Source organism: Xanthomonas sp. WHRI 6108 (assembly GCF_040202385.2).
GTDB lineage: Bacteria > Pseudomonadota > Gammaproteobacteria > Xanthomonadales > Xanthomonadaceae > Xanthomonas > Xanthomonas arboricola.
The window spans coordinates 1987692-1999621 of sequence record NZ_CP168198.1; the positions used below are offsets into that span (position 1 = coordinate 1987692).

Sequence of the window (11930 nt, forward strand, 5' to 3'; positions counted from 1 at the left end):
GCTGGGGCCACCACAGCGCGCAGGACCGTCCCATGTCTCGCCTCCAGGATCTGCCCGAGCTCGAAAAATCCCCCGCCGCCGACATCAAGGTGAAGGGCTGGCCCAGCCTGATGCGCAAGGTGCGCTCGCATGGCGCAGTGGTCATCACCAACCACAATCACCCCGAGGCGGTGGTGGTGGACGCGGAGGAATACCGCCGGCTGGTCAGCCAGGCGAGTGCAGCGACGGCCGCCTCGACGCGTGCGCAGTCGCTGCAGGTATTGCAGACCATGTTCGATGCGCATCTTGCGGCGGTGACCGACGGCGCAGGCCTGGCCCAGGTGATCGGCAAGCCGGCACGCCGGGGCAGCAAGATCGCGCTGGGGCCGTCGCTCTAAATCGTGGGGAACATTCTGGTGCTGGCCGGCGTCAACGGCGCCGGCAAGAGTTCGCTGCTGGGCAGCCTGCTGCGGGAAGATGGCGCCACCTGGTTCAACCCGGATGCGTTCACCCGGGACCTGGTGGCGCAGGGCTGGTCACCCGGAGACGCCAATGCGGAAGCCTGGCAGGAAGGCGTGCGGCGGCTGCGTCAGGCCATGGACGCCGGCCATGACTATGCGTTCGAAACCACCCTGGGCGCGACCACCATCCCGCGCCTGCTGCGGCAGGCCTGCGCGACGCACACGGTGGCGATCTGGTGCTGCGGCCTGTCGAGCGTCGAGCTGCATATCGCACGTGTGGCGGCGCGCGTGGCCGCAGGCGGGCATGCCATCCCCGAGCACAAGATCCGCGAGCGTTACGATGCCTCGCGTGCCAACCTGATCGCGCTGTTGCCGCACCTGTCGGTGCTGCATGTCTACGACAACAGCGCGCCTGCCGACGCGACCGGGCAGGTCGCGCCGCTGCTGGTGCTGGAACTGGACCGCAACGGCCTGCAATACCCGCAAACGCCCGAAGAACTGGCGCAGGTGCCCGATTGGGCCAAGCCCATCGTGATGGCGGCGCTGGAGTTGCGGCAGTCCTGACCGCGCGCTCAGGCACTTGCGGTCTGATCCGCTTCTCGCGCCCAGGTGTGCTCCTACCGGCCTAGCGACAGCAGCGAGAACGCCACGCTGCACGTTCGGCCTCACCCGTAGGAGCGCACCGGGGCGCGACAGGCCATACCGGGAAAGCTCTTCGCGCCCAGGTGCGCTTCTACCGGCCTTGCGACAGCAGCGAGAACGCCATGCTGCACGTTCGGCCTCACCCGTAGGAGCGCACCCGGGCGCGACAGGCCATACCGGGAAAGCTCCTCGCGCCCAGGTGCGCTCCTACCGGCCTTGTGACAGCAGCGGAAACGCCATGCTGCACGTGTGAGTCTCACCCGTAGGAGCGCACCCGGGCGCGACAGGCCATACCGGGAAAGCTCTTCGCGCCCAGGTGCGCTCCTACTGGCCTTGCGACAGCAGCGAGAACGCCACGTAGCACGTGTCGGCTGCAGCTTCACGCGCGTTGCAACTGCAACGGCGGCGCTTACGCCTTGCCCAGCTTCACCGCCACCGGGTCGCCGGTGAGGTAGCCCACCGCCGCGCCGAAACGGTTCTTGTAGTTGGCGCGGATCAGCGGATCCAGCGTGGCCTTGACGGTGTCGTGCAGCGGGCTTTCCCAGTCGCCGGGATGCTGGAAATTGCTCATCACGTAGGTCCAGCCGTGGATCTGGTCGACCGCATGCAGGCCGGTGGATTCGGCGCCGGCCGGCACCGACAGCACCCGCGTCAGCGTGCCGCTGTCCACGTTGTAGGCCCACAGGAAATTGTTCACGTGCAGGCTGCTGTCTTCGCCGATGAACAAGGTGCGCAGCGCTTCGGAGAACTTGAGGTTGTCCGGGTTGGCCAGCCGTTCCGGGTCGGCCAGGTTGCCCAGCGCGTCGGCCTTGGCCAGATCGTGGCCGGTGAGCGCGGCCGGTGCGGCCATGTCGATCGGCACCCAGTCGCTGTGGATCGGCGCGCCGTGGTTGTCGCGCTGGCCGCCACGCAGATTCAGGGCGTACACCGCACCCGCATCCGGGCCTTCCACCTTCACGTCGCCCGAGCCGTTGCGCATGCTGGTGACGATGTAGGACATCGCCATGTAGGCAATCTTGTCGCGCGCGTTGACGGTGGTGCCTTCGAGCTTGGTGAAGCCCAGGCTGCCGCCGGCCAGTGCCGCGTAGCGATGGGTTTCCAGATAAGTCGCCGCCTTCTCCATGCCCGGCTTGATGCGGATCCAGTTGAAGGTGCCGTTGAACGGGATCTTGGTAAACGAGGCATCGCCCGGGTCGCTCAGATGCACGTCGAGGATGTCGGCAGCGGTCAGGCGGTCGGCCATGGCCTGGATCTCGGCACTGGTGGCGTGGCCGAGCTTGATCCAGCGCAACGTGGCCGCGCCCGGGCCCACGCCCGAGGTCTGCTGCCACTTGCCCACGTACAAGGTGCCGGCCGACAGGTCCGCCTTGCGGTCGGCGATGAACATGAAAAGACCGCCATTGGTGGCGTCGTCGCCCATCAGCACGGTGCGCTGGTCGGGCATCACCTGCACCAGCTCGTGCGAGATGCGGCCCAGGCAGTAGTGCTTGCGCACGCTCCCGGTGCCGTCCGGGTGCACGGTGATTTCGGGCAGGTGGCCGTAGTGGTACGGATTGGCTTTTTCCGGGTCGCCGTACAGATGCGTGCTGTAGCTGCGGAACTGGGTGTTGCCGGCCAGCGCGGTGGCGTCGGGTTCGTACTCTTCGCTGGACAGGTGGGTATTCCACGGCGACAGGCTGGCGCCGCAGGTGGTCCACAGCCCGTGCACCGGCGCGGTGTCGACGTTGTGGTACTTCACCAGCGACAGCTTGCCGGTGGCCGGGTCCTGATCCAGCGTCAGCACCGCGATCGGCGCAGGCAGGTGGCGGTTGGTGTCGTTGCCGGCCTGGTCGCGGGTGGTGTATTCGAACTGCACCACCGCAAACACGTGGTTGCCCTTGACCCCGGGCACCTTGGCATCGGGCAGGGTCAGCAGCGAGGAGCCGTCCGGGCAATCGGAAAAGAACGGGCGTTCGGCACCGGGTTTGGAGCGGTCGATGATCGGCCGATGCTGGATGTCGTAATAGCCACCGGCCAGCACGGTGCCACCCTTGCCGTCGGGCACCTGGTCGCCGGTGACGAAGAACGGGTGGTACGCAAGCGCATAACGCTGGGTGCTGCCGTCGCTGCGCGCCACTGTCAGCGCCGACCCCACGGTGGTGGTGGCCATCGCCGCGGGGTTGGCCAGGCTGGGTGCGGGCATGCCATGGAAGGTGGCCGACACCAGCTGGGTCGGGTTGTCCGACGGCCGCAACGGGTGTGCGGCCAGTGCCGCGCCGCCGAGGTGTTGCAGGGCGGCGGCGCTGGCGCTGCCCAGCGGCAACAGCGGGACGGACGCCAGCAACTGCATCAGGCGGCGGCGGGCGGGATCGGGGGAGGCAGACATCGAAACTCCAGGCAAAGACGGCGATCAACGATGGCCGGTGGCGCATCGGCAAGCCGGTCACGCTAGGCCCGGGGTATGACAGTTGTTTGACGGCGAGCTCACCCGTTGGCGGGCGTTCGTACACGGTGCAACAAGCGAACCCAGCAACGCGCGTGCAGGTGACAGGAGCTGCGCAATAGTGATCGCGGACAGTGGTGCATTGCAGCAAACTGCGCCGCCGCGAAAGATCAAGCGCCACGCCGGATTCGGCGCTTTGCCGTGGTTTGACAGGTGCTGCCGGTATTCCAAGCCTATAGCCCGGGCCAATAAGTTGGCCGGCGTTTGGCATACAAGCGCGTGTTGTTGACAGGGTAGGGGAATCACGCAAGCGTACGCCGCCTAATGGCCTGCGGCGTCACGCATTGCCGTGGGGAGAACCACCTGGAGATCTGGATCTTGGACAAGCTGCTTCGTCGTACCGCCGCGCCCGGGGCGCGTCGTGCCCTCTCTCTGGCCACCGCCGCTGCGGTGTTGATGCTGGCCGCCTGCCAAGGCAAGGACACCGCTGCCGAGGCGAGCAAGACCGCGCCGGCCGCCGCACCTGCCGAGGCGTCCACCACGATCCATCCCGACCAGTGGCCGTCGCCGAAGTGGCCATTCGCCCAGGACCAGGCCCTGGAGCAGCGCATCACCGATGTGATGGCCAAGATGAGCGTCGAAGAGAAGGTCGCGCAGACCATCCAGGGCGACATCGCCAGCATGACCCCGGACGATGTGCGCAAGTACCGCATCGGCTCGGTGCTGGCCGGCGGCAATTCCGATCCGGGCGGCAAGTACGACGCCAGCCCGGCCGAATGGTTGAAGCTGGCCGACGCCTTCTATGAAGCGTCGATGGACACTTCCAAGGGCGGCAACGCGATTCCGATCATCTTCGGCATCGATGCGGTGCACGGCCAGAGCAACATCGTCGGCGCCACGCTGTTCCCGCACAACATCGGCCTGGGCGCCACGCGCAACCCGGAGCTGATCAAGCAGATCGGCGAAGTCACCGCCGCCGAAACCCGCGTCACCGGCATGGAGTGGACCTTCGCGCCGACCGTGGCGGTGCCGCAGGACGACCGCTGGGGCCGCAGCTACGAAGGCTATTCCGAGTCGCCGGACGTGGTGGCCAGCTTCGCCGGCAAGATGGTCGAAGGCGTGCAGGGCGTGCCGGGCACCCCGCAGTTCCTCGATGGCAGCCACGTGATTTCCTCGGTGAAGCATTTCGTCGGCGACGGCGGCACCACCGACGGCAAGGACCAGGGCGACACCAAGGTGTCCGAAGCCACCATGCGCGATATCCACGCGGCCGGTTACCCGCCGGCGATCGCGGCCGGTGCGCAGACGGTGATGGCCTCGTTCAACAGCTTCAATGGCGAGAAGATGCACGGCAACAAGGTCATGCTGACCGACGTGCTCAAGGGCCGCATGAACTTCGGCGGTTTCGTGGTCGGCGACTGGAATGGCCACGGCCAGGTCAAGGGCTGCACCAACGAAAACTGCCCGGCCTCGTTCATTGCCGGCGTCGACATGGCGATGGCCTCCGACAGCTGGAAGGGCATCTACGAGACCGAACTGGCGGCAGTGAAGTCGGGCCAGATCTCGGCCGAGCGCCTGGACGATGCGGTGCGCCGGATCCTGCGCGTCAAGCTGCGCCTGGGCCTGTTCGAAGCCGGCAAGCCGTCCAAGCGCCCGCTCGGCGGCAAGTACGAATTGCTCGGCGCGCCGGAACACCGCGCGATCGCCCGCCAGGCGGTGCGCGAGTCGCTGGTGCTGCTCAAGAACCAGGCCGGCATCCTGCCGCTGGATCCAAAAAAGCGCGTACTGGTGCTGGGCGACGGTGCCAACGACATGGGCAAGCAGTCCGGCGGCTGGACGCTGAACTGGCAGGGCACCGGCACCAAGCGCAGCGACTACCCCAATGGCAACACCATCTGGGAAGGCCTGGACAAGCAGATCAAGGCTGCCGGCGGCAAGGCCGAGCTGGCAGTCGATGGTGCGTACAAGACCAAGCCCGACGTGGCGGTGGTGGTGTTCGGTGAGAACCCGTACGCCGAGTTCCAGGGCGACATCGCCACCCTGCTGTACAAGCCGGGCGACGAGAGCGAGCTGGCGCTGATCAAGAAGCTCAAGGCCGAAGGCATCCCGGTGGTGGCGGTGTTCCTGAGCGGGCGTCCGTTGTGGATGAACCAGTACATCAACGCCGCCGATGCCTTCGTCGCCGCCTGGTTGCCGGGTTCGGAAGGCGAGGGCATTGCCGACGTGCTGCTGCGCAAGGCCGATGGCACGGTGCAGAACGACTTCAAGGGCAAGCTGAGCTTCTCCTGGCCCAAGACCGCGGTGCAGTTCGCCAACAACGTCGGGCAGAAGGATTACGACCCGCAGTTCAAGTTCGGCTTCGGCCTGACCTACGCCGACAAGGGCGACCTGGCTGCGTTGCCGGAGGAATCGGGCGTGTCCGGCGAGCAGTCGGTGGGCGGGGTGTACTTCGTGCGCGGCAAGCCGGCACTGGGCATTGCGATGCAGCTGTCCAATGCCGGCCAGGCCAACATGCCGGCCACCACGCTGCCGGTGGGTCTGTCCGATGGCAGCCTGAAGATGACCGCGGTCGATCACAAGGCGCAGGAAGATGCGCGGCGTCTGGTCTGGTCCGGTGCCAAGGCCTCCAGTGTGTTGCTGGTGTCCGGCAAGCCGGTTGATGTCTCGCGTGAGAGCAACGGCGATGTGCAGTTGCAGCTGACCGTGCGCCGCGACAGCGCGGTGACCGCGCCGGTGTGGCTAGGCGTGGGCTGTGGCGACAAGTGCGGCGGCCGCGTCGATGCGCAGAAGACCCTGGCCGCGCTGCCGCAAGGCCAGTGGAAGGTGGTGGGCGTGCCGTTGAAGTGCTTCGCGGTGGCCGGTGCGGATGTGACCAAGCTGACCCAGGTCGCCAGCATCGAAAGCGCTGCGGCGCTGGACCTGTCGGTGTCGAAGATCGCACTGGGCGCGCTCAACGAGGCCGAAGTCACGCTCGACTGCCCGGTCAAGTAAGCAGCACACCCGCAGGCGCGCTTGCGGGTGTGCCCAGGTAACAACCCCATACATGCGTCGCCGGCCCCGGCGACGTGTCAAAGCGGCCACCCTCAGCGGTGGTGTCATCAGCCGCCGCGGGACGCGCGCGTCGATCGGCCGGGACGGCCTGCAGCTGCGGTTCGCCGCGCTGCTGCCACGCACGCAGTGCGGGCGGCGGCAGTCTGCAGACCTGTCCGGTCCACGACGCTCGGCCCAGAGCCAGACAGGAGAGTGCAGTGGGTTTGGCGACGTTGGATATCGTGATTGTGCTGGTCTATCTGACCGGCATCTTCGTGCTCGCGCAGTGGGTCTCGCGCGAGAAGGCAGGTCACAGCAAGAGCGCCGAGGATTACTTCCTGGCCAGCAAGTCGTTGCCGTGGTGGGCGATCGGCGCCTCGCTGATCGCCGCGAACATCTCGGCCGAGCAGATCATCGGCATGGCCGGTTCCGGCTATGCGATCGGCCTGGCGATTGCCTCCTACGAGTGGATGGCGGCGCTGACGCTGCTGATCGTCGGCAAGTTCTTCCTGCCGATCTTCCTGCGCAACGGCATCTACACCATGCCGCAGTTCCTGGAACAGCGTTACGGCAAGTGGATCCGCACGCTGATGGCGGTGTTCTGGCTGCTGCTGTACGTGTTCGTCAATCTCACCTCGATCCTGTGGCTGGGGTCGATCGCGGTCAGCCAGGTCACCGGCATGGACCAGACCCTGGCGCTGGCGTTGATCGGCGTGTTCGCGCTGGTCTACCAGCTGTACGGCGGTCTTAAAGCGGTGGCCCTGACCGACATCGTGCAGGTCACGCTGCTGGTGCTGGGCGGCCTGCTGGTGGCCGGACTGACCCTGGCACGGATCGGCGACGGTGCCGGCGTGCTGGCCGGCTTCAAGCACCTGTGGAGTGCGCACCCGGAGCACTTCCACATGATCCTGAGCAAGGACAACCCGTTCTACAAGGACCTGCCCGGCCTGAGCGTGCTGCTGGGCGGTCTGTGGGTGATGAACATCAGTTACTGGGGTTTCAACCAGTACATCATCCAGCGCGCGCTGGCGGCCAAGAACATCGGCGAGGCGCAGAAGGGCATGGTGTTCGCCGCGTTCCTGAAGCTGCTGATGCCGTTGGTGATCGTGGTGCCGGGCATCGCCGCGGTGGTGCTGGCGCCGGACCTGGCCAAGCCCGACCAGGCCTATCCGACCATGATGCAGCTGTTGCCGACCGGCATCCTGGGCCTGGTGTTCGCGGCGCTGGTGGCGGCGATCGTGGCCTCGCTGGCTTCCAAGATCAACTCGGTGGCGACGATCTTCACCCTGGATTTCTACGCCAAGTTCCGCCCGCAGACCGAGCAGAAGCAGCTGGTGCGCGTGGGTCGCATCGTGGCCATCGTGGCGGTGGTGATCGGCATCCTGACCGCGCGGCCGCTGCTGGGCAACTTCGATCAGGGCTTCCAGTTCATCCAGGAATTCACCGGCTTCTTTACGCCTGGCGTGGTGGTGATCTTCATGCTTGGCCTGTTCTGGAAGCGCGCCAACGAGGCCGGCGCACTGACCGCGGCGATCGGCTCGGTGGTGCTGTCGTTCGCGCTCAAGTTTGCCTGGCCGGAATTGCCGTTCATGGACCGCATCGGCGTGGTGTTCGTGGCGGCGCTGGTGCTGGCAGTGCTGGTGTCGTTGATGACCGCGCCCACCCAGGCACGCGACCTGATCCGTACCGACGATGTGGCCTACGGCACCACGCTGGGCTTCAAGGTCGGTGCGATCGGGGTGGTGGTGATCCTGATCGCGCTGTACGCGGTGTTCTGGTAATCGCTCGAGCGATCCGCTGAGATTGGCTGTACGCACGCGGCGCGACACTCAGGTGTCGCGCCGCGTTCGTTTGTGCTGCTTCCGCTTACACCCGCGCCGCGGCCAGGCTTGCGGCGAGCAGATTGACCGGCGCTTCCAGCTGCTCATGCCACGGCGTCTGCAGCCAGGTTTCCAGTGCGGCCGCCGGCATCGGCTTGGCGATCCAGTAGCCCTGACCTTCGTCGCAGCCCCAGGTGCGCAGCTGCGCGTAGGCCTCCGCCGACTCGATGCCTTCGGCGACCACGCGCTGGCCCAGGCTGTGGCCGAGCTGGATCATCGCCGGCACCAGGGTGCGGTCGGTGCGGTTGTCCGGCAGTGAGCGGATGAAGGATTGATCGATCTTCAACGAGCTGGCCGGCAGCTGCTTGAGATAGCTGAAATTGCTGTAGCCGGTGCCGAAGTCGTCGATGGCGATATGCACGCCCAGCGCCGCGATGGCCGCCAATTGCTCGGCCAGATGCTCGGGGTGGCGGATCATCGCGCTTTCGGTGAATTCGATCTCCAGCCGGCGCGGATCCAGGTTGTGGCGCTCCAGGCCACGCCGCAGCAGGCCGACGAATCCGGGCCGGTCCAGATCGGCGGCCGACACGTTCAGGGCCAGATTGAAATCCAGGCCCTGCTGCTGCCAGCGCGCGGCCTGGGCAATGCCGTTGTCGATGACCCAGGCGGTGATGCGGTTGATCAACGCGGTTTTCTCGGCCATCGGCACGAAGTCGGCGGGCATCACCGGGCCGATCATCGGATGCTGCCAGCGCAGCAGCGCTTCCACTCCGACGCAGCGGTGATCGTGCAGGTCCACGCGCGGCTGGTAGTGCAGGCGCAGCTGGCTGGCGCTGTCCAGCGCGGCGGGCAGGGAAGCCAGCAGGCGGAAGGTATTGCGCTGGGCCACGTCGTGCTTGCGCTCGTACATGCTCCACGGCACGCCGCGTTCGCGCGAGATATCCACCGAGGTGGTCAGCGAGCGGATGGTGTCGGCCGCGCCATAGCTGGTCTGCAGCGAGACCGCGCCGATCGAGGCCACTGCGGTATGCGGAATGCCCTGATGTTCCAGCGTTTCGGCAAAGGCCTTGGAGACCTTGGTGCACAGCGCGGACAGACGCTGCGTTTCGGCCTGGGCCAGAAAACCGAAGGTGGTCGGGTCCAGCCGATACAGCGCGGTGCCGGTAGGCAGATAGGCGGCCAGCCGACGCTGCGCGATCGCCACATAACCGTCGGCGTAGTCCCAGCCCAGCGCCTTGACCATGTCGCGAAAGTAATCGCTGCCGCAGATGTCGACCGCCACCGCGGTGGTGGCCGGCGCGCTGTCGCGTTGCGACAGCCAGGCATCCAGGTCTTCGGCAAAGCGCGACCGATTGGGCAGCCCGGTCGGTCCGTCGCGGTAGGTGGTGCTGCGCAGGTTTTCCACCCGCAGCACCGCCAGGTCGCGCAGGCCTTCCAGCTGGGTGATCGCTTCGGCATCCAGGCCCGGGCGCGGGCTGGTCCCGATCACGCACAAGGTGCCGATGCGGTGGCCGTCGCGCAGCGTCAGCGGCGCGCCGGCGTAGAAACGGATGAACGGCGGTCCCAGCACCAGCGGGTTGTCGCAAAAGCGCGGATCCAGTTGCGCGTCGGGCACCACCATCACCTCGGGGGCGCGGATCGCATGCGCGCAGAACGCCTGGTCGCGCGGCGTTTCCTGCGGTTCCAGGCCGATGCGGGCCTTGAACCACTGACGATGCTCATCCACCAGCGACACCAGCGCGATTTCTGCGCCAAGGTTGCGGGCGGCCATGGCGGCGATGGTCTCGAACACCGGGTCCGGCGGCGAGTCCAGCAGGCACAGGCCACGCAGGACGGACAACCGGGTCGACTCGTCGACCACGGGCGGAAGAGGGGAATTGGCAGGAGCAAGCACGGATTGCATGTGCTTCTATCGGCCTGAAGCGTAATCCCTTGATCGACGCTGCTAGGTGGCGTTCAGTTGAGGCGGCATTGCCGCGCGATGGCTGCGCCAACGCCGCTGCAGGGACAACAGCAAGGCGATGGCATCAGGCCACAGCATGACCAGGCGGCCTACGCGCCAGGTCGACGGTCGCTATGACTCTCGCGTCATGCGTGATGTAAGCAAACGTGCGGCGTCGCGGTCGGCGCTGGCGCACGACCGCTAAACATTGCCGCCCCCTCGCCGATGACTGAGGGTGCGCCTGCTTCGTTGCCCCGCAACAACGTAATCGTTCAGCGCGCTTGTCTCGGCGCTTGTTCGTTATGTGACACAGATTGCATCGAGCGGCACGTCAAATTGACACATTGTTCACGCGCGCTGTGAGCCTCGCCACCGCGCGTCAACCTCCCTCTGTCTGGAAATCGACCGTGAAATCACCGTTGTCTCGTTTTGCCCACCGTGTGCTGCTGGTCGTTGCAGGCCTGGCAGTGTCGTCTGCCGCGCACGCGGGGCTGTCGGTGTCCGGCACACAACTGCGTGAGTCCAATGGCAACACCGTGGTCCTGCGTGGCGTCAATCTGCCGCATGCCTGGTACGCGAGCCGTACCGACGCGGCCCTGGCCGCCATCGCTGCCACCGGCGCCAATAGCGTGCGCGTGGTGCTCAGTTCCGGTTATCGCTGGAACCGCACGCCGGAGGCCGAGGTGTCGCGCATCATCGCGCGTTGCAAGAGCCTGGGCCTGATCGCGGTGCTGGAAGTGCACGACACCACCGGCTATGGCGAAGACGGCGCTGCCGCCGGCCTGGCCCACGCTACTGCGTACTGGGCCAGCATCCGCAAGGCGCTGATCGGCAACGAAGACCAGGTCATCGTCAACATCGGCAACGAGCCGTTCGGCAATCAGTTGAGCGCCAGCGAATGGGTCAACGGCCATGCAACCGCAATCGCCGCATTGCGCAAGGCAGGACTGACTCACGCACTGATGGTGGATGCGCCGAACTGGGGCCAGGACTGGAAGTTCTACATGCGCGACAACGCTGCCGCGTTGCTGGCGCGCGACAGCCGCCGCAACCTGATCTTCAGCGTGCACATGTACGAAGTGTTCGGCAGCGATGCGACGGTCAACAATTATTTGCGCGCCTTCCGCGATAAAAAGCTGGCGCTGGTGATCGGCGAGTTCGGTGGAGACCATCGCGGCGCGCACGTGGACGAGGCAGCGATCATGCGCCGTGCCCGCGACTACAACGTCGGCTATCTGGGCTGGTCGTGGTCGGGAAATGACAGCAGCACGCAATCGCTGGATATCGCAATCGGCTGGAACGCCACGCGCCTCAGCAGCTGGGGGCGCAACCTAATCCTCGGCGCCGATGGCATTACTGCGACCTCGCGCAGGGCGAGCGTGTTCGGACCACGTTGAGAGTAGTGACGCCCTGCGGTCAGCGTCTCTGGTTTTCGGGATGCCTGGATAGTTTGCTGCAGAGCTGCAGCGCAGTTGAACTGCGGCTTGGCTGCAGGGCCCTTGCCCGCCCACCATCGCGGGACACGCTGCAAGTACGTCCCTGTAGGCTCTTACTCGGCATCCATGCCGCGTAAGGTTCCGCGACGGTGGGCGGACAAGGACCAGTCGAGATGGTCGGTGTGCATGGTTTTCAAC

At 66.3% G+C, this 11930-nt stretch carries 7 protein-coding genes; 5 read left to right on the forward strand and 2 right to left on the reverse strand.

The annotated features are described in order from the left end of the window. The first annotated feature begins 32 nt into the window (after positions 1-32). Together ABQ039_RS08650 and ABQ039_RS08655 are read left to right on the forward strand one after the other, a co-directional pair. Positions 33-377, forward strand: a complete 345-nt coding sequence (locus tag ABQ039_RS08650; RefSeq protein ID WP_184610560.1) for a type II toxin-antitoxin system prevent-host-death family antitoxin — start codon at positions 33-35, stop codon at positions 375-377. Between the two features lie 3 nt (positions 378-380). Next, a complete protein-coding gene (locus ABQ039_RS08655; protein WP_184610558.1) occupies positions 381-1004 on the forward strand; it encodes an AAA family ATPase in 624 nt (207 codons plus the stop codon). Between the two features lie 487 nt (positions 1005-1491). Here the strand turns inward: ABQ039_RS08655 and ABQ039_RS08660 are convergent, their stop codons facing one another. Then, positions 1492-3447: a PhoX family phosphatase gene (locus ABQ039_RS08660; RefSeq protein ID WP_026064900.1), complete on the reverse strand. Its 1956-nt coding sequence runs from the start codon at positions 3445-3447 to the stop codon at positions 1492-1494. 435 nt (positions 3448-3882) lie between these two features. Here ABQ039_RS08660 and ABQ039_RS08665 point away from each other — a divergent pair, with 435 nt between their 5' ends. Together ABQ039_RS08665 and ABQ039_RS08670 are read left to right on the forward strand one after the other, a co-directional pair. Then, positions 3883-6495: an exo 1,3/1,4-beta-D-glucan glucohydrolase gene (locus ABQ039_RS08665; RefSeq protein WP_184610556.1), complete on the forward strand. Its 2613-nt coding sequence runs from the start codon at positions 3883-3885 to the stop codon at positions 6493-6495. 257 nt (positions 6496-6752) lie between these two features. Then, complete coding sequence (locus ABQ039_RS08670; RefSeq protein WP_039509865.1) at positions 6753-8315, forward strand: sodium/sugar symporter; 1563 nt, start codon at positions 6753-6755, stop codon at positions 8313-8315. Positions 8316-8400: 85 nt separating this feature from the next. Here ABQ039_RS08670 and ABQ039_RS08675 read toward each other — a convergent pair whose 3' ends face one another. After that, entirely contained in the window at positions 8401-10257 is a 1857-nt protein-coding gene (locus tag ABQ039_RS08675) for a bifunctional diguanylate cyclase/phosphodiesterase (protein WP_024940761.1), read from the reverse strand. Positions 10258-10715: 458 nt separating this feature from the next. Here ABQ039_RS08675 and ABQ039_RS08680 point away from each other — a divergent pair, with 458 nt between their 5' ends. Continuing rightward, on the forward strand, positions 10716-11693 hold the full coding sequence (locus ABQ039_RS08680; RefSeq protein WP_349777855.1) for a cellulase family glycosylhydrolase: 978 nt from the start codon (positions 10716-10718) through the stop codon (positions 11691-11693). The last annotated feature ends 237 nt before the right edge of the window (positions 11694-11930 follow it).